This window comes from Streptomyces sp. 8N616 (genome assembly GCF_052246385.1).
Lineage (GTDB): Bacteria > Actinomycetota > Actinomycetes > Streptomycetales > Streptomycetaceae > Streptomyces.
Map to the genome: position 1 here is coordinate 1 of NZ_JBQQBY010000006.1, position 16,674 is coordinate 16,674.

The 16,674-nt window shown below is 73.1% G+C and carries 15 protein-coding genes and 2 pseudogenes; 7 read left to right on the top strand and 10 right to left on the bottom strand.

What is annotated here, in order from left to right:
* Window positions 1-47 precede the first annotated feature (47 nt).
* Together ACTWQC_RS06980 and ACTWQC_RS06985 are read right to left on the bottom strand one after the other, a co-directional pair.
* Complete coding sequence (locus tag ACTWQC_RS06980) at window positions 48-1,919, bottom strand: glycoside hydrolase family 3 protein (protein WP_443314665.1); 1,872 nt, start codon at window positions 1,917-1,919, stop codon at window positions 48-50.
* Window positions 1,920-2,134: 215 nt separating this feature from the next.
* On the bottom strand, window positions 2,135-2,755 hold the full coding sequence (locus ACTWQC_RS06985) for a TetR/AcrR family transcriptional regulator (protein ID WP_443314666.1): 621 nt from the start codon (window positions 2,753-2,755) through the stop codon (window positions 2,135-2,137).
* Window positions 2,756-2,863: 108 nt separating this feature from the next.
* Here ACTWQC_RS06985 and ACTWQC_RS06990 point away from each other — a divergent pair, with 108 nt between their 5' ends.
* Window positions 2,864-3,793 (top strand): hypothetical protein, encoded by a 930-nt coding sequence (locus ACTWQC_RS06990; RefSeq protein WP_443314667.1) that lies wholly within the window; start codon window positions 2,864-2,866, stop codon window positions 3,791-3,793.
* 73 nt (window positions 3,794-3,866) lie between these two features.
* Window positions 3,867-5,291 (top strand): methyltransferase family protein, encoded by a 1,425-nt coding sequence (locus tag ACTWQC_RS06995; RefSeq protein WP_443314668.1) that lies wholly within the window; start codon window positions 3,867-3,869, stop codon window positions 5,289-5,291.
* On the opposite strand, the pseudogene ACTWQC_RS07000 reads toward ACTWQC_RS06995, so the two are convergent.
* Window positions 5,234-5,491: pseudogene (locus ACTWQC_RS07000) on the bottom strand (DJ-1/PfpI family protein); the annotation flags it as partial. The gene ACTWQC_RS06995 and the pseudogene ACTWQC_RS07000 overlap by 58 nt on opposite strands.
* 103 nt (window positions 5,492-5,594) lie before the next feature.
* Window positions 5,595-6,500, bottom strand: coding sequence for a LysR family transcriptional regulator (locus tag ACTWQC_RS07005; RefSeq protein ID WP_443314669.1), 906 nt, complete (start codon window positions 6,498-6,500; stop codon window positions 5,595-5,597).
* Between the two features lie 100 nt (window positions 6,501-6,600).
* Here ACTWQC_RS07005 and ACTWQC_RS07010 point away from each other — a divergent pair, with 100 nt between their 5' ends.
* A complete protein-coding gene (locus tag ACTWQC_RS07010) occupies window positions 6,601-7,623 on the top strand; it encodes an EamA family transporter (RefSeq protein WP_443314670.1) in 1,023 nt (340 codons plus the stop codon).
* Here ACTWQC_RS07010 and ACTWQC_RS07015 read toward each other — a convergent pair.
* Both ACTWQC_RS07015 and ACTWQC_RS07020 read right to left on the bottom strand, forming a co-directional pair.
* A pseudogene (locus ACTWQC_RS07015) lies at window positions 7,568-8,251 on the bottom strand (sugar phosphate isomerase/epimerase family protein); the annotation flags it as partial. The gene ACTWQC_RS07010 and the pseudogene ACTWQC_RS07015 overlap by 56 nt on opposite strands.
* 252 nt (window positions 8,252-8,503) lie before the next feature.
* Window positions 8,504-8,905, bottom strand: coding sequence for a winged helix-turn-helix transcriptional regulator (locus ACTWQC_RS07020; protein ID WP_443314671.1), 402 nt, complete (start codon window positions 8,903-8,905; stop codon window positions 8,504-8,506).
* Between the two features lie 73 nt (window positions 8,906-8,978).
* Here ACTWQC_RS07020 and ACTWQC_RS07025 point away from each other — a divergent pair, with 73 nt between their 5' ends.
* Window positions 8,979-9,671: an NADPH-dependent F420 reductase gene (locus ACTWQC_RS07025; protein WP_443314672.1), complete on the top strand. Its 693-nt coding sequence runs from the start codon at window positions 8,979-8,981 to the stop codon at window positions 9,669-9,671.
* A 68-nt stretch (window positions 9,672-9,739) separates the two neighbouring features.
* Here the strand turns inward: ACTWQC_RS07025 and ACTWQC_RS07030 are convergent, their stop codons facing one another.
* The 4 genes from ACTWQC_RS07030 to ACTWQC_RS07045 all read right to left on the bottom strand — a co-directional run bounded on the left by ACTWQC_RS07030 (window position 9,740) and on the right by ACTWQC_RS07045 (window position 12,720).
* A complete protein-coding gene (locus tag ACTWQC_RS07030; RefSeq protein ID WP_443314673.1) occupies window positions 9,740-10,711 on the bottom strand; it encodes a bifunctional helix-turn-helix transcriptional regulator/GNAT family N-acetyltransferase in 972 nt (323 codons plus the stop codon).
* A 106-nt stretch (window positions 10,712-10,817) separates the two neighbouring features.
* Window positions 10,818-11,102 (bottom strand): ribosomal protein L7/L12, encoded by a 285-nt coding sequence (locus ACTWQC_RS07035; RefSeq protein ID WP_443314674.1) that lies wholly within the window; start codon window positions 11,100-11,102, stop codon window positions 10,818-10,820.
* A gap of 58 nt (window positions 11,103-11,160) precedes the next feature.
* On the bottom strand, window positions 11,161-11,589 hold the full coding sequence (locus ACTWQC_RS07040) for a protein-tyrosine phosphatase family protein (RefSeq protein WP_443314675.1): 429 nt from the start codon (window positions 11,587-11,589) through the stop codon (window positions 11,161-11,163).
* A 48-nt stretch (window positions 11,590-11,637) separates the two neighbouring features.
* The gene (locus ACTWQC_RS07045) at window positions 11,638-12,720 is read right to left on the bottom strand and encodes a LacI family DNA-binding transcriptional regulator (protein ID WP_443314676.1); all 1,083 of its coding nucleotides are present in this window, start codon (window positions 12,718-12,720) and stop codon (window positions 11,638-11,640) included.
* A gap of 721 nt (window positions 12,721-13,441) precedes the next feature.
* Here ACTWQC_RS07045 and ACTWQC_RS07050 point away from each other — a divergent pair.
* The 3 genes from ACTWQC_RS07050 to ACTWQC_RS07060 are packed head-to-tail and all read left to right on the top strand — an operon-like array spanning window position 13,442 to window position 16,610.
* Window positions 13,442-14,593 carry a Gfo/Idh/MocA family protein gene (locus tag ACTWQC_RS07050; RefSeq protein WP_443314677.1) on the top strand — a complete coding sequence of 384 codons (1,152 nt, stop codon included), beginning with the start codon at window positions 13,442-13,444 and terminating at the stop codon, window positions 14,591-14,593.
* Window positions 14,590-15,768, top strand: a complete 1,179-nt coding sequence (locus tag ACTWQC_RS07055; RefSeq protein ID WP_443314678.1) for a dihydrodipicolinate synthase family protein — start codon at window positions 14,590-14,592, stop codon at window positions 15,766-15,768. The genes ACTWQC_RS07050 and ACTWQC_RS07055 overlap by 4 nt, the downstream gene beginning before the upstream one ends.
* On the top strand, window positions 15,765-16,610 hold the full coding sequence (locus ACTWQC_RS07060) for a sugar phosphate isomerase/epimerase family protein (RefSeq protein WP_443314679.1): 846 nt from the start codon (window positions 15,765-15,767) through the stop codon (window positions 16,608-16,610). The genes ACTWQC_RS07055 and ACTWQC_RS07060 overlap by 4 nt, the downstream gene beginning before the upstream one ends.
* Window positions 16,611-16,674: the final 64 nt, after the last annotated feature.

Below are 16,674 nucleotides of genomic sequence, written 5' to 3' on the forward strand. Positions count from 1 at the left end.
CCGGTCGCACCCGCATACGGGAGCGCACGGGAGCGCACCCGCACCGGTCAGTACGACAGCCCGTACCCCATCGGGTACAGCACCTGGGCCGGGTCGTCCGCCCGCGGCACCGGCACCGGCAGCCTGCCGACCGGCTCGGCCCCGCCCGCGACCACCCGCGCCGCGGCCCGCAGTTCCACGTCCGTCCAGGAGTAGGTCGCCAGCGACGCTCCGGCCCCGGAGTCGCCGAGCCGCGCGATGTCGTACGGATTGCGGATCGCGAGGTGCACCACCGGCACGCCGGTGGTCGCGAGTGACGAGACGAGAGTGCGCTGCGAGGAGGTGGCGGACACGTTGTACGTCGTCACCACGACCGCGTCCTTGCCGCGCGCCGCCGCCACCGCCTCGTCGATCTTCGCCTGTGTGGGGCTGGGCTGCGAACCCGTGCTGGTGGACAGCGCGGTGGCCGTGAAGCCCAGCTCGGTCAGGGCCCTGGCGAGGACGGCGGTCGGCGGGCCGCCGGTGCCCGACGGCGGGGCCGGGTCGACACCGGCCACCAGGACGTTCCGGTGCCTGCGCCGGGACAGCGGCAGCAGGCCGTCCCGATTGACCAGCAGCGTCGTGGTGCGCTCGGCGATCCGGTCCGCGGCGGTCAGGTGCGCCCGGGTGCCCACGACACGGTCCACGTCCTTGTCGCTGACGTACGGGTCGCCGAAAAGACCGCGGCGCGCCTTCAGTTCCAGCACCCGGAGGATCGACTCGTCGAGCCGCTTCTCGGCGATCTCCCCGTCCCGTACCGCCTTGAGGACGGCGTTCCAGGCGACGGGCAGATCCGGCGGGTTGAGCAGCTGGTCGACACCCGCCTTGAGCGCGAGCACCGGCACCCGGTCGTCCCCGTACTTCTGCCGTACGCCCGCCATGCCGAGCGAGTCGGTGACCACCACGCCGCCATAGCCGAGCCGTTCGCGCAGGATGCCGGTGAGGATCGGGCGGGAGAGGGTCGCCGGGTCGTCGGCGGGGTCGAGGGCGGGGAACAGCAGGTGGGCCGTCATGATCGAGTCGATACCGGCCTCGATCGCGGCTTTGAACGGCGGCGCGTCGAGCCGCTCCCACTCCTCGGCGCTGTGGGTGATGAGCGGCAGCCCGAAGTGGCTGTCGGTCGCGGTGTCGCCGTGCCCGGGGAAGTGCTTGGCGGTGGCCGCGACCCCGGCGCTCTGGTAGCCCTCCACCTCTGCCGCGACCAGCCTGGCCACGGCCCCCGGGTCGGCGCCGAAGGACCGCACGCCGATGACCGGGTTGGCCGGATTCACATTGACGTCCGCGACCGGCGCGTAGTTCTGCTTGATGCCCAGGGCGGCCAGCTCGGCTCCTGCGATGCGCGCGGCCGTACGGGCGTCCGCGCGCGAGGCGTGCGCGCCCAGGGCCATCGCGCCGGGGAGCAGCGTGGCGGGCGCGCCGACGCGGGCCACTATCCCGTGCTCCTGGTCGGTGGAGATGAGCAGCGGTACGGGCGTGGGCTGGGCGAGCCCGGCCTTCTGGATGCCGTTGGACAGAGCGGCGATCTGGTGGGGGTCGCGGGTGTTGTGCGCCCAGGAGAAGTAGATGATGCCGCCGACGTGGTACTTGGCGATCAGCTCGGCGGCGTTGGAGACACCCAACTCCTTCCGGTTGACCTCGACGTCGGCCGGGTCGGGGTCGGTCGCGGAGTGCCCGTAGACCCGCATGACGAAGAGCTGGCCGACCTTCTCCTCGAGGCTCATCCGGGAGATGAGCCTGCGGAGCCGCTCGCGGTCCGCGGGGGAGAGGGGACTTGCGGCGTGGGCGGCCGGGGCGGTGGCGGCCGCGGTGAGGGAGGCCGCCGCGGTGACGGCGGTGGCGCCGGCCAGGACGGCCCGTCTGGACGGTCGCGGTCTCGGAGCGGTCGTTTCTTCGTGGTGCACGTGCACTCCTTCCGGGAGGAGGTGCGTGGCGGCGGATTGAAGGAAACTTCCAGGAATTGTCGGTGAGACACGGATAGCCGGAAAGTAAGTGCCAGTCAATGGGAAGCGCCGGGCGGGGCGCCTGTCGAGGTGTACGCCGAGGCGCAGGCAGGCTCACTGGGGCGGACGCGGCTCCCCCGGAACGCCCGGCGGGCTCACCGGGACGCCCGGCGGGCTCACTGGGACGTGCGCGGCGTCCGGCGCCGGCTCGGCAGACGCATCGTCAGCAGCTTGGCGCGCGGGGCAAGGCGCCGCACCATCGCGAAGACCGAGTCCGTACGCGACAGGTCCGCGTCCAGCACCGTGAAGAGGTTCACCCCGAGGTAGAAGGTGATCGCCGCGTTGGCCAGGTCGCGGGGCGGGGTCAGCCGGGCGAGCGCGGTGCCGCCGATCACCCGCTCCAGCGTCTCCTCGATGAACGCCAGCCAGGGCTCGGCCCGCTGCGACACCGGCTCGCGCAGCTCGGGCTTGGCGACAGCGGCCGCGACGAGCTCGGAGAAGAGCGTGATGTGGCCGCCTTCGAGGTCGTCGCGGTAGATGCGGGTGGCGGCCTCGGCCAGCTCCTCCAGGGTCTTCACCCCGGCGACCGTGGCGCTGTGCCGGGCCATCCGCTGGGCCGACGACTGGTCCAGGGCGGCGAGCAGCAAGGGGTCGACCCCGCCGAAGTGGTAGAAGACCAGCGCCGAGTTGACCCCCGCCTCCTTGGCGATCGTACGGGCGCTGGTGCCGCCGTAGCCGTGGGTCTTCAGGACCGCTGTCGCCGCCTCGATCAGCCGGTCCTTGGTGTCCGCCGTCATTGACCATCCTCCCGTCGAGCCTTCATCATACGGTTTAATCGAGTGATTAAACCGATCGATGAAAACTGACTGAAGACCGATCAACCAACGGGAAGGCAGGGGGGATCCATGGACGAGGACGACAGTGGGCGGCCGGGGATATCGCGGGAGCGGTGGCTGCTGGGCAGTGTGCTGCTGGTGCTGTTCGCGGCGATGCTGCTCTACAAGGTTCTGCACGCGGGGCGCCTGGAGCAGACCGCCCTCTTCTACGTCGGCCTGCCGGCCTTCATCGCCCTGGCCGTCGTCGGCACGGCCCGGCCCAAGAGCGCGACCGGCACCGCCCTCGCCGGCGTCACCGTCGGGCTCGCGCTCGCCGGGCCGCTGCTCGACGAAGGGGTCGTCTGCCTCGTCATGGCGGCCCCGCTGTTCTACCTGGTGGCCGTGGGCATCGGCCTGATCGTCGACTACGCCGGGCGCAGGGACAACCGCGCGCACGCCTTCGCGGCGCTGCCGCTGCTCGCCGTGCTGGTGCTGGAGGGGACGGGAGCGTACGAACTCCCGCGGGACGGGGCCGCGTCCGTGACCCGTACGGTCGCGGCGAGCCCCGCGTCGTACGAGGCGGCGCTCGCCGCGCCGCCCCGCTTCGCCCCGCCGGAGCCGGTCTTCCTCCGCGGGGTCCCGTTCCCGCGGCCGCGGAAGGCCGAGGGCTCCGGGCTCGACGTCGGCGACCGCCGGACCATCACCTTCAGCCCGCGCAAGTCCCTCGGGATCGGGGCGCGTCCGACGCCGCGCGCGATGCGGCTGGTCGTGGCCGAACGGGCGCCGGGCCGCGTCGTCTTCGACATCGAGCGGGACACCACGCTGGCCCGCTGGCTCGACCTCGGCTCGGCGGAGGCGAGCTGGCGGCCCGCGGCCGGGGGCCGCACGGAGGTCACCTGGACGCTGCGCTACCGCCGCACCTATGACCCGGGCTGGTACTTCGGTCCGCTGCAGAGGTACGGCATGGAGCAGGCCGCGGCGTATCTGTCGGACACCTTCTCCGCAGGAGCCGCGCGATGATCCCGGCGACCTGCCCTGCCCACCCTGTCAGCTCCGGAGAGCCTGGGCGCCCGGCGGCGGGGGAGGGGCGGTCATGAGCGGGGCCGGGGCCGAAGCGGGGGTCGCGCTCGTCCGCGGCGCGTGCCTGTTCGGGCCGCTCGTCGCGACCGCTGTGGCCGCCGGCCTCCGGCCGCCCGGCCTCCGGCCGCCCGGCCGCCGTGCGGTGGCCGCCGCGATTCTGGCCACCGCCTGGAACGCGGTCTGGCTGCCCGCCGTCAACCTCCTTGCCGTCCATATGGGTTGGTGGTCCTTCGCCGCCGAGGGCGGGACGGCCGCCGGGCTGCCGGTCGACCTGCTGATCGGCTGGGCGCTGCTGTGGGGTGCCCTACCCGTGCTCGCGGGCGCCGACCGGCTTCCGCTGCCACTCGTCGCCGCGGGCCTCGCGTGGTTCGACCTGGCCGCGATGCCGCTCGCCGAGCCCGTCGTACGGCTCGGCGGCGGCTGGCTCGCGGGCGAGGCGGTCGCCGTCGCCGCCGTCCTCGTGCCGGGGCTGCTGCTCGCCCGCTGGACGCTGGGGGCGCAGCGGCTCGCCGTACGGGCGGGGATGCAGATGTTGCTCAGCGGCGCCCTGATATTCGCGCTGCCACTCGCCCTCGTCCGCCCGGAGCTGCCCGGCGGCCGCGCCGGGGCGGCGGTCACGGTCCAGCTTCTGGCGGTGCCGCTGCTGCTGGGCGCTGTCGCGGTGCGGGAGTTCGTGCAGCGCGGCGGCGGCACACCCGTCCCGTACGACCCGCCGGCCCGGCTGGTCACCAGCGGCCCGTACGCGTACGTGCGCAACCCGATGCAACTGTCGATCGTGCTCAGCCACGCGCTGCTCGGCCTGATCGCCCGCGACTGGCGGCTCCTCGCCGCCGCGGCCGCCGCCTTCGCCTACGGCGCCGGGCTCGCCGACTGGCACGAGAGCGCCGGGCTGCGCGCCGCGTACGGGGAGCGGTGGACCGCCTACCGCGCCGGGGTGCGGCCCTGGCTGCCCCGCCTGCGGCCCTGGCCGGGCACCGCACCGGCCCGCCTGTACGTGGCGGAAAGCTGCGGTCCGTGCAGCCAGTTCGGCCGCTGGGTCGCCCGGCGGCGCCCAGTCGCGCTGGAACTCGTCCCGGCCGAAGACCATCCGCGGCCGCTGCGCCGCATGACGTACGAGACGGATGACGGGGCCGTCACGGCCGAGGGCGTCGCCGCGCTCGGGCGCATGCTCGGCCATCTGCACCTCGGGTGGGCTGTGCTGGGCTGGCTGCCGGCCGTACCCGGGCTGCGCTGGTTCGGACAGCTCTGCGCGGACGCGCTGGGGGCCGGCCCCCGTGACATCCCGCACCGGGCAGGGGAGTTGGCGGCCACGCGTCCGGCGCGGTGCGACGCAGGTCAGAAACCGGCCGGTCAGAAGCCGGCGGGTCATAAACCGGCCGGTCAGAACCCGACCGGCTCGAGTCCGGCGTTGCGCCAGGTGGTGCCGCGGCGTTCGTGAGCGAAGACCTGCTCGACGGCGTGCGCGATACGAGGGCGGAGTTCCCGCTCCAGCAGGTACAGGCCGAGATCCAGGCCGGATGTGACGCCCGCTCCGGTCACCAGGTCCCCGTTGTCGACAACGCGCGCGTCCACGGCGGTCACCCCGGTGGCGTCCAGCAGGTCCAGGCCGTGGTGGTGCGTCGTGGCGCAGCGGCCTTCGCACGACGGCGGCAGTGGCGCTGCTGCCAGTGTTCAAGGGATTCTCGCCAGCCGCTCCGCACCGCTCTGAGCTGCGTGGATCGCGATGGATCGGCGTACCCGCTCAGGCCGCGAGCCGCGGATAGTGGTCGCGAAGGACGCGGACCGCTTCCCTGATGGCCGGGCGGCGGGCCGCGCCCGGACGCCACATCGCGTAGAGGCGGCGGACCGGCGTCGGGTCCAGGGGCAGCGCGACCGCGCCGTCCGGCAGGCGGTCGCGGCCCAGGCGCGGCACCAGCGCGATGCCGAGACCGGCGGCCACCAGCGCGAGCTGCGTCGAGTACTCGGCCACCTGGTACGCGAGATCCGGCTCGTGCCCGGAGGCGCGCAGCGTCCGTACGAGCCAGTCGTGGCACACCGAGCCCGCTGGCTGGCAGATCCACCGCTGCCCCGCCAGGTCCTCACGCGTCAGCTTCGCGCGCCGCGCCAGCGGGTGCCCTGCCGGTACGACGACGTCCGACGGGTCGTCACCGATCACCGCCCGCTCGACGCCCTCGGGCGCGGGCAGCGGCGAGATGTCCCAGTCGTGCGTCACGGCCAGGTCGATCACGCCCTGGGCCACGAGCCCCGGTGTCATGTGCGGGTCGATCTCCGTGAGACGGGTGTCCAACGACGGGTGGCGCTCGGCGAGTTCGGCCAGCACACCGGGCAGCAGGCCGCGCGCCGCCGTGGCGAACGCCGCCACCAGCAGCCGTCCCGACGGCTGCCCCCGGCGCTCCTCCAGCGTCGTCTCGGCCCGCTCCACGATGGCCAGCAACTGCTCGGCGGTGGCGGCCAACTGCTGGGCCGCGTCGGTCAGGACGACCCCGCGGCCCTGCCGCTCGAGCAGCGTCGTACGGGTCTCCCGCTCCAGTTTCGCGATCTGCTGGGACACGGCCGAGGGCGTGTAGCCGAGGGCGACCGCCGCGGCGCCCACCGAGCCGTGCACGGACACCGCGTGCAGCGCCCGCAGCCGGGACAGATCCAGCATCGGTCCCCCTCCTTCTCCCCGCTCACTTCAGCATTACTGCATCCAATCATGAAGAGATCCGCGCTGGTGCTTCACAGTCACCGGCGGCCATCCTCGGTCCATGCGTCCTGCACACATCGCCCTGGCCGTCCTCGTCGCCGCCGTCTGGGGAGTGAACTTCGTCGTCATCGAGATCGGGCTCGACCACTTCCCGCCCCTGCTCTTCTCCGCGCTGCGCTTCCTGGTGGCCGCGCTGCCCGCCGTCTTCTTCGTACGGCGGCCGCCGGTCGCGTGGCGCTGGCTCGTCGCGGTCGGTGTGGTGCTCGGCGTCGTCAAGTTCGGGCTGCTCTTCACCGGCATGCACCTGGGCATGCCCGCCGGGCTCTCCTCGCTCGTGCTGCAGATCCAGGCGGTGTTCACGGCGGTCGTCGCGGCCGTGGTGCTGGGCGAACGGCCGGGCCGTACGCGCGTGCTGGGCATGGGGGTGGCGCTCGCGGGCATCGCGGTCGCCGCCGTCGACGAGGGCACGTCGGGCCCGATGCTCGGCTTCGTGCTGCTCGTCGCGGCCGCGCTCTTCTGGGGCGTGTCCAACGTCCTCACCCGCATGGCCGCCCCGCCCGACGCACTCGCCTTCATGGTCTGGGTCAGCCTTGTCCCCGTACTCCCGCTGCTCGGCCTCTCCCTGCTCCTGGAAGGTCCGGACGCCGACCTGGAGGCGCTGCGCTCGCTCGACTGGAGCGGCGCGGGGACCATCGTGTACGTCGCCTGGGTCACCACCGTCTTCGGCTTCGGGGCGTGGGGGTTTCTGCTCCGTACGTATCCCGCGTCGTCGGTCGCGCCCTACTCGCTGCTGGTGCCGGTCTTCGGGATGTCGTCGGCGGCGCTGCTGCTCGGGGAGGGGATCAGCCCACTGCGGTGGTGTGCGGCGGCGCTGCTGGTCGGCGGGGTCGCCGTCACGTCCTTCGCGGGGACGGGGAGCTTCGGGCGGAGGGGGCTCACGCGCTCTGGGCTCAGGCGGACTGGGCGAGCAGCCACGACAGATGGTCGCGGGCCGGTTCCAGCAGCGGCGGAAGCTCCGCCGCCTGCGGGTACCAGCGCTTCTCGTACTCCCAGCACAGCCAGCCGTCCCAGCCCGCGCGGCTGAGCAGCTCGATGGTCTCGGCCAGCGGCAGCACGCCCGCGCCGAGCGGCAGCGGGGCCGTGTCGTCCGCGGTGGCGATGTCCTTGACCTGCACATAGCCGAGGTGCGGGGCCAGTACGGCGAAGGTGGCGGCCGGTTCCTCGCCGCCGCGCCAGGGGTGCATCACGTCCCAGATCGCGCCGACGCTGCGGTGGCCCACCAGGCCCAGGATGCGGGCCGCGTCCACGCCGCGGCAGTGCGAGTCATGGGTCTCGAGCAGGAGCCGGACGCCGAGGTCGGCGGCGTGCGGGGCCGCCGCCGCGAGGCGGCGGGCGGCGATCGCGTCCGCCTCCTCCGCGGGCTGGTCACCGCCGCCGGGGAAGACCCGGACGTACGGGGCGCCCAGGTCGCGGGCGAGCGCGGCCAGTTCGGAGAGCTCGTCGATCACGGGCTCGTCGTCGCCGGGCGCGGCCACGCGCGCGTAGCCCGCGACGGTGAGGATCTCCACCCCGGCCGCCTTGAACTGTTCGACGACATCGACGCGTTCCGAGAGCCCGATGCCCGGGTGCACGGGCTCCTCGGGGTGGGCCCGCAACTCCACCCCGTGGAAGCCGCTGCCGGAGGCCAGCCGCACGACGTCCGCGACCGGCATACCGGGCACTCCGAGGGTCGAGAAGGCGAGTTTCACGGCTGCTCCTGGGTGGGGGCTCCGGCAAGCAGTTGCTACGGGCGGACGGATGCCAGCGGACGTATGCAGCGCCCACCCTACGGTCAACCCTGCCGGGCGGCCGCCCCCCGCGCATCCGGGCGGCTTGAACAGGCCACGGCGGGCCGGGGCGGGCGGGGTCCGGGGGCTCACCGGGAGCTCACCGGCAGCTCGAGGCCCGTCGCCCGCCGCCCGAGGTCAGCGCTTGCCGCTCTCGGCCCGCTCGGTGCTCCGGGCCCGCTCGGCGTCGTAACGCCGCTGGGCCGCCAGTACTTCCGGCATGTGCGACTGAACGAGCTCGATCAGCCCGAGCAGCCGCTCGGCGGTCCTGCGCCCGAGCGGGGTGAGGCTGTAGTCGACCCGCGGCGGATTGGTCGGCTGCGCGTCGCGGTGCACGAGGCCGTCGCGCTCGAGGGCATGGAGGGTCTGGGACAGCATCTTCTCGCTGACGCCGTCTACGCGGCGGCGCAGCTCGTTGAAGCGGCACGGGGACTCGCTGAGGGCGCCGAGAGTGAGGCTTCCCCAGCGGCCGGTGACGTGCTCGAGCGTGGAGCGCGAGGGACATGCGCGCTCGAAGACGTCGAACTCGGGGTCATTCATGCGCTGAGCATACGCTTCCACAGCGCTATGCAGCAGTTAGCGCTAACTCTAGGATTGTGCTTTCTCTCAGAAAGTGCTTGGCTTGGGACCAAGGAGGCAGAAGATGAAGATTGGCATCATCGGCGCGGGCAACATCGGCAGCCAGATCGCGCGGCTCGCCGTCGCACAAGGCCACGACGTCGTCATCAGCAACTCCCGGGGCCCGGAGACGCTGCCGCGGCAGCTGTTCGCCGAACTCGGCGACAAGCTCACCGGAGCGACGGCGCGGGAGGCCGCGGAGGCGGGCGAGATCGTCCTCGTCGCCATCCCGCTCAAGAACCACGCCCAGGTCCCGGTCGAACCGCTCGCCGGCAAGGTCGTGATCGACGCCAACAACTACTACCCGCAGCGCGACGGGCAGATCCCCGAGCTCGACGACGAGTCCACCACGACGGCGGAGCTGCTCCAGGCGCACCTGCCGGAGTCCCGCGTCGTCAAGGCGTTCAACCACATCATGGCCGCCGACCTGACGGCCGCCGACCTGACGGCCGACGGCCAGCCGGCCGGCGCGGACCAGCGTCGCGCTCTGATCGTCGCGGGCGACGATCCGGAGGCGCGCAAGGTGGTCGCCGACCTGATCGACTCGTTCGGCTTCGACCCGGTCGACATCGGTCCGCTCGCGGAGGGCTGGCGCATCCAGCGCGACACCCCGGGCTACGTCAAGCGCCTCAACGCACCGGAACTCCGGCAGCAGCTCGCGGAGGCCAAGCGCTACCGGGACATGTGATCACGGCGGTAAGTGATCAGGGCGGTAAGTGCAGGGCGGCAAGTAATCGGCGCGACGAGTGATCACGGCTACGAGTGAGCAGGACCCTTGGGGTCCGGTTCGTGGAGGTCCAGGCGCCAGTCCTGGCCCACGAGATCGGCGCCGTAGCTGTGGTGCGGCTTCTCGGCGATGAGCTGGAAGCCCGCCCGGACGTAGATCTTCCGGGCGGCGGTGAGGACGTCGTTGGTCCACAGGACCAGCTCGCGGTACCCCGCCTCGCGGGCGAAGCGGATGCAGGCCCGGACGAGCCGGTCCCCGATCCCGTATCCGCGGGCGGCGGGGTCCACGAGCAGCAGCCGCAGCCGGGCGGCGCCGGGCGCCGCGTCTCGTACGCACATGACGGAGCCGACCGCCCTTCCGTCCAGCTCGGCGATCCACACCCGCTCCAGCAGCGGGTCGTGGTCCTCGGCGAAGTCGGCGACGATGCGGGCCACGAGCGCCTCGAACCGTACGTCCCACCCGTACTCGGCGGCGTACAGCGCGCCATGCGCCTGCACGATCCACCCGAGATCCCCGGGCCCCGGCTCCCGCAGCCGCACCTCCCCCCTGGCGGGCGCCGGCTCGGTGAGCGTGGAGCGCACGGTGCGCAGGGCCCGGGTCAGCTCCCGGACCTGCGTGCCGTTGCAGCCGAGCAACAGCTCGGCGACGGCCTCCCTGGACCGTTCGGCCAGCTCAGCAGCCGCAGCCCGCCCGGACTCCGTGAGCCGGACCTGCTGGTGGCGCGCGTCCTCCGCGTACCGTTCCCGGGCGATCAGCCCCTGGTCCTCGAAGCGGCCGAGCATCCGGCTCAGATGCGAGGGTGCGAGACCCAGCTCCTCGCGCAGGCGCTGGACGCGCGTGAGGCCGCTCCGGGCGAGCTCGTAGAGGACCCGGGCCTCGCTCAGGGAGTAAGGGGTGCGCAGCTTCTCCGGATAGTCGAGAGCGCCGATGAGCCGGGTGTAGACGCGGTTGAACTCGCGGACTTCTGCCACGGCGGAGTCGAGATCGTTGATCGGGCTCATACGGGTACCCCCTTCACGGACTGGTCGACCCCAATAGTTGCTCTCGGTCAAGCATTTCGGGAAGGGGGTGGTGACCCCGGGGTTCCGGGGCAGCCCGGCCGCAGGATCAGCGTGGGCCCGGCATGCGGTCGACCGCGTCCTTGGCCTCCTTCAGGCCGGCACTCGTGACCTCGCGGTAGACCTTGATGGCTTCGATCTTCTTCCCCTCCTGGACCAGCGCACCGACCCGGTCCAGTGCGGGGTCGGCCTCGCGGATGCCCAGGTGGCCGAGGACCAGATCAACGTCGCGCTCCACGCGGGCGATTCTGCGGTCGATCCGGTCGAGCTTGCGCTCCAGGGCAGCGCCCAGCAGTCCGACGAGGGGGATGAGGAGGTACACCGCTATGTCCATGGTCCGCAGATCCTAGTCACGCGGAACAGCCGCTCACGCGGGGCAGGTTGGACAGCCGCTACGGGAAGCGGGAGACGAAACGGCGCTGCCAGGGTGTCTCAACGGCGCGTGGAGCGTAGTGCTCCCGGACGTAGGCGACCGCCTGGTGGCTGGGCACCCCGTCGAGCACGGCGAGGCAGGCCAGCGCGGTGCCGGTGCGTCCGTGTCCCCCGGAGCAGGCGACCTCTACGCGCTCGGCTCCAGCACGTACCCATGCCTCGCGCAGCGCGTCGGCGGCTGCGGGGCGGTCGGAGGGGAGCCAGAAGTCGGGCCAACGAAGCCATCGGTTTTCCCAGGTCACGGGCGGTGGCCGACGGCCCAGCAGATAGAGCGCGAAGGCGGGCTGCGGGCCCTGCGGGAGCGGGTGTCGCAGTCCCCGGCCCCGGATGAGCCGGCCCGACGGCAGACGCAGCACACCCGGCGTCGTGGGCTCCCATGTCGCGGTCACGGCGCGAGCGTAGCGCCTCATCATCGGGGGTGCTGCGCGGTCACAGCACTATGCGGCCGGCGGCGGAGCCGTGGACGCGCGGGCCATCAGATCGGCACGGATCGTCGCCAGGCCCCCCGGCGGCGGGGTCTCGCGGCCCATCGCAAGCCGTCCCGCCCTGGCCCCCGCCTCGTGCAGCGGCAGCCGTACGGTCGTGAGCGCGGGTACCGCGTCCACGCTGAAGGGCAGGTCGTCGAAGCCGGTGACCGAGACGTCCTCCGGTATGCGCAGGCCGCGGTCGCGCAGGGCCGCGCAGACGCCCAGCGCGATCGAGTCGTTGGCGGCCGCGATCGCGGTCAGGTCCGGGCTGCGGCGCAGGAGTTCGAGGGCCGCGTCGTAGCCGGAGGCGCGGTCGTACAAGCCGTGAACGGTCAGCCGCTTCGCGCCCTCGGCGAGCCCGGCCGCGGCGAGGGCGGCGAGGTGGCCCTCGAGACGGTACCGCGTCGTGGTGCGGTCGGCGGGGCCCGCGATGTAGCCGATCCGGCGGTGGCCCAGCGCGAGCAGGTGCTCGGTCAGGCGCTGGGCGCCGCCCTGGTTGTCGAAGGCGAGCGTGACGGCGGCGGGCGGCGCCTCGCCGTCCGCGCCGGGGGCAGCCGTCAGCGGCGGGCGGCCGCAGAGGACGACCCGCGTCCCCGCCGCCGAGAGCCGGCCGAGCTTCGCCGTCACGGCCGCGGCGTGCTCCGGGTCCTCGACCGCGCCACCGGTCAGCACGACCGCGGCGGCGCGCTGCCGCTGGAGCAGGGTGAGATAGGTGAGTTCGCGCTCGGGCGAGCCGCCGGTGTTGCACACCACGGCCAGCTTCTCGCCGCCCCTGCCGTTGGGCAGCCGACCGCCGATCTCGGACTGGACGGCGCCGGCGATGATGCCGAAGAAGGGGTCGGCGATGTCGTTGACGAGGATGCCGACCAGGTCGGATGTGGCGGCGGCGAGCGCGCTCGCGGGGCCGTTCAGCACGTAGTCCAGCTCGTCGACCGCGCGCAGCACGCGGGCCCTGGTCGCCTCCGAGACGGGGTAGTTGCCGCTGAGCACGCGGGAGACCGTGGCCGACGAGACCTGGGCGCGGGCCGCCACATCCGCCAGGGTCACTGCCATCTCTTCCTCCGCCTGGTGAGTGCCGTGAGTGGTGCGGACGGTCGTGCGCGAAGGCCCCCTGTTTTCAAGCGCTTCGACTGCCCGGACACATGCTCTCACTTCGTGTGACAAGTGGTGGAGGGGTTGCGCTTCCTACTGCACGCCCCCTTGTCCAGACATGTGAGTTGTCTCTGGAGCTTCTTCTCGACAAGCGCTTTCCATCGCCGTCGAAGCAACGTATCCCATGCCCGTGGCCCACCGACGTCCGCTCCGGGACCGCTGGGCCCACCCGCCTCTCGATCCCCACGAGCCCGCGCGCCGCTGTCGCCCGGCTGTCAGCGCTTTCCAGGTACTGGCCGGCGGCGAGACCGGCGGTACCGCGGTACATGGGGGCCTCGGTGCTGCGGGCGGGCAGCGACGAAGTCGAAATGGACACCTCCGCATTTGTTGCGCTCACAACGGCCGTGACGATGGGGAGTTCGTGTCGTTGGTCGGGCCCCGCCGGGGCCGCGGCTGCCGGGTCCCTGCCGGGGCACGGCCGGAGCGGGTCCGGTTCCGCCGGAGGGCTCGGTGAGGGTCGGCCAACCCCACCGGGGCAACTGCTCGCGTGCCCCGGCCTCTTGAAGCGCAACAGCTCCGCAGGCTAGCTTTCCGACGGAAAGCGCTTGCTGCGCCGTGCGCTGCCCGACGCTCGACGCCCGACCTCCGCGCACGCCCGCCACGCCAGAGGGGGAGCACCCACGTGAGACGTAAGACCGTGCGGATCGCCATGAACGGCGTGACCGGTCGGATGGGCCACCGGCAGCACCTCGTACGCTCGATCCTCGCCATCCGCGAGCAGGGCGGCCTGGATCTGGGCGGCGGCGTCGTGCTGTGGCCCGAGCCGGTTCTCGTCGGGCGCCGCGCGCACGTCCTCAAAGACCTCGCAGAGCGCCACGGCCTGGAGCACTGGACCACCGACCTCGACGCCGTGCTCGCCGACCCGGCCACGGACGTCTACTTCGACGCCCAGGTCTCCTCCGCCCGCGAGACAGCGGTGCAGAGAGCGATCGCCGCGGGCAAGCACGTCTACTGCGAGAAGCCGACGGCCACCGGCCTCGGCGGCGCGCTCGAGCTCGCCCGGCTCGCCGCACGCGCCGGGATCAAGCACGGTGTCGTCCAGGACAAGCTCTTCCTCCCCGGCCTGCTCAAGCTGAAGCGGCTGATCGACGGCGGCTTCTTCGGCCGGATCCTGTCGGTGCGCGGCGAGTTCGGCTACTGGGTCTTCGAAGGCGGCTGGCAGGAGGCCCAGCGGCCCTCCTGGAACTACCGGGCCGAGGACGGCGGCGGCATCGTCAGGGACATGTTCCCGCACTGGGAGTACGTCCTGCACGGCCTGTTCGGCGCCATAAGGACCGTGCAGGCGCACGTCACCACCCACATCCCGGCCCGCCGGGACGAGGAGGGCAGGCTCTACGCCGCGACGGCCGACGACGCGGCATACGCGATATTCCAGCTCGACGGCGGGGCGGTCGCCCAGATCAACTCCTCCTGGACGGTCCGGGTCAACCGCGACGAGCTGGTGGAGTTCCAGGTCGACGGCACGGAGGGCTCCGCGGTCGCCGGTCTCCGCAACTGCCGCGTACAGCACCGCTGCACGACCCCCAAGCCCGTCTGGAACCCCGACCTCCCGGCCACCGAGCGCTTCCGCGAGCAGTGGCAGGAGGTCCCGGACAACGCCGACTTCGACAACGCCTTCAAGGCGCAGTGGGAGCTGTTCCTGCGGCACGTGGCGCTCGACGAGCCGTGGAGCCAGGACCTGCTCGCGGGCGCCCGCGGGGTGCAACTCGCGGAGCTCGGCCTCAGATCCGCGGCGGAGGGGCGCCGCCTGGACGTCCCGGAGCTGAAGCCGTGACGATCCGACTCCCCGGCGCCCGCGGCGCGTTGCGCACCTACGAACCGCGGCGCGAGCCCGCACCGTACGCCCGCGCCGCCCCGGCCGCCCGCCCGCAGAGCGCACCGGCCTCCCGTACGGTCTTCTCCGCCGCGCACGTCGTCGCCGACCCCTTCGCCGACACCACACCCGACGGGCCCGCCGCCCTCGACTGGGACGCCACGCTCGCCTTCCGCCGCCACCTGTGGTCCCACGGGCTCGGTGTCGCCGAGGCGATGGACACCGCCCAGCGCGGCATGGGTCTGGACTGGGCCGCCGCCGCCGAGTTGATCCGCCGCTCGGCGGCCGAGGCGAGGGCCGTCGGCGGCCGTATCGCCTGCGGGGCCGGGACCGACCAGCTCACCCCAACCGCCGCGGGCCTGGCCGAGGTACGGGCGGCGTACGAGGAGCAGCTCGCGCTCATCGAGGACGCCGGTGCGCAGGCCATCCTGATGGCCTCCCGCGCGCTCGCCGCCACCGCCCGGGGCCCCGAGGACTACCTCGAGGTCTACGGCCATCTGCTGCGCCAGGCCGCCGCGCCCGTCATCCTCCACTGGCTCGGCCCGATGTTCGACCCGGCCCTCACCGGCTACTGGGGCAGCGAGGACCTCGACGCCGCGACCGCTGCCCTCCTGGAGGTCATCGCCGCGCACCCCGACAAGGTGGACGGCGTCAAGGTCTCCCTGCTCGACGCCCGGCGGGAGACCCGCCTCCGCCGCCGCCTCCCGGACGGCGTGCGCTGCTACACCGGCGACGACTTCCACTACCCCGAGCTGATCGAGGGCGACGAGCACGGTTTCAGCCACGCCCTGCTCGGCATCTTCGACCCGCTCGGCCCGCTCGCCGCCGAGGCCGTACGCGTCCTCGACACTGGCGACACCCAGGGCTTCCGCGAGCTCCTCGACCCCACGGTCGAGCTGTCCCGGCACCTCTTCCAGGCCCCGACCCGCTTCTATAAGACAGGTGTCGTCCTGCTGGCCTGGCTGTCGGGGCACCAGTCGCACTTCACGATGGTGGGCGGCCTCCAGTCCGCCCGGTCCCTGCCCCATCTGGCGCGGGCGTACGAACTGGCCGACGGGCTCGGCCTGTTCCCCGACCCGGCGCTGGCCGAGGCCCGGATGAAGTCCCTGCTCGGCCTCCAGGGGGTGCTTCAGTGACTCCGGTGAAGGGGGGTGGTCTGGCGAGGCTGAGCCTCAATCAGGAGACCATCAGGCAGTGGTCCCTGCCCGAACTCGTCGAGGGGTGCGCCCACGCGGGCGTGCCGGGCGTCGGGCTGTGGCGCGCGCCGGTCCAGCAGTACGGGCCGGGGCGCGCGGCCCGGCTCGTACGGGACGCGGGCCTGGCGGTCACGAGCCTGTGCCGCGGCGGCTTCTTCACCGCGGCCGACCCGGCCGGGCGGGCGGCCGCGCTCGACGACAACCGGGCGGCCGTCGACGAGGCCGCGGTGCTCGGCACGGAGACCCTGGTCCTGGTCTCGGGCGGGCTCCCGGAGGGGAGCCGCGACCTGGCAGGGGCCCGGGAGCGGATCGCGGACGCGCTGGTGGAGTTGGCACCCTACGCCGCCGAGCGGGGCGTACGGCTGGCGATCGAGCCGCTGCACCCGATGTACGCCGCGGACCGCTGCGTGGTCTCGACCCTCGCGCAGGCGCTCGACCTGGCGGAGCGCTTTCCCGCGGGTCAGGTGGGCGTGGTCGTGGATACCTACCACCTGTGGTGGGACGACACGGTGGCCGCGCAGATCGAACGCGCGGGGCGCGGCGGCCGTATCGCGGCTTTCCAGCTCGCCGACTGGGTGACGCCGCTGCCGGAGGGCGTGCTGCTGGGGCGCGGGCAGCTGGGGGACGGCTGCGTGGATCTGCGCTGGTTCCGGGAGCGGGTCGACGCGGCAGGCTACGGCGGGCCGGTCGAGGTCGAGATCTTCAGCCCGGGGCTCTGGGCGCGCGACGGGGCCGAGTTGCTGGCGGAGATCGCGGAGCGCTACGTGACGCACGTGCTCTAGCCGGGGGGTACGGCCGGGGCGAGGCGGCCGGGGCGAGGCGGCCAAGGGCGCCGGGTTTCCGTCG

What these genes read in the sequence shown, in the direction of transcription:
- ACTWQC_RS07010 (WP_443314670.1), top strand. Translation starts at nt 6,601, where the DNA reads ATGCGTCCTGCACACATCGCCCTGGCCGTCCTCGTCGCCGCCGTCTGG.
- ACTWQC_RS06990 (WP_443314667.1), top strand. Translation starts at nt 2,864, where the DNA reads ATGGACGAGGACGACAGTGGGCGGCCGGGGATATCGCGGGAGCGGTGG.
- ACTWQC_RS07045 (WP_443314676.1), bottom strand. Translation starts at nt 12,720, where the DNA reads ATGGCAGTGACCCTGGCGGATGTGGCGGCCCGCGCCCAGGTCTCGTCG.
- ACTWQC_RS06985 (WP_443314666.1), bottom strand. Translation starts at nt 2,755, where the DNA reads ATGACGGCGGACACCAAGGACCGGCTGATCGAGGCGGCGACAGCGGTC.
- ACTWQC_RS07005 (WP_443314669.1), bottom strand. Translation starts at nt 6,500, where the DNA reads ATGCTGGATCTGTCCCGGCTGCGGGCGCTGCACGCGGTGTCCGTGCAC.
- ACTWQC_RS07020 (WP_443314671.1), bottom strand. Translation starts at nt 8,905, where the DNA reads ATGAATGACCCCGAGTTCGACGTCTTCGAGCGCGCATGTCCCTCGCGC.
- ACTWQC_RS07030 (WP_443314673.1), bottom strand. Translation starts at nt 10,711, where the DNA reads ATGAGCCCGATCAACGATCTCGACTCCGCCGTGGCAGAAGTCCGCGAG.
- ACTWQC_RS07035 (WP_443314674.1), bottom strand. Translation starts at nt 11,102, where the DNA reads ATGGACATAGCGGTGTACCTCCTCATCCCCCTCGTCGGACTGCTGGGC.
- ACTWQC_RS06995 (WP_443314668.1), top strand. Translation starts at nt 3,867, where the DNA reads ATGAGCGGGGCCGGGGCCGAAGCGGGGGTCGCGCTCGTCCGCGGCGCG.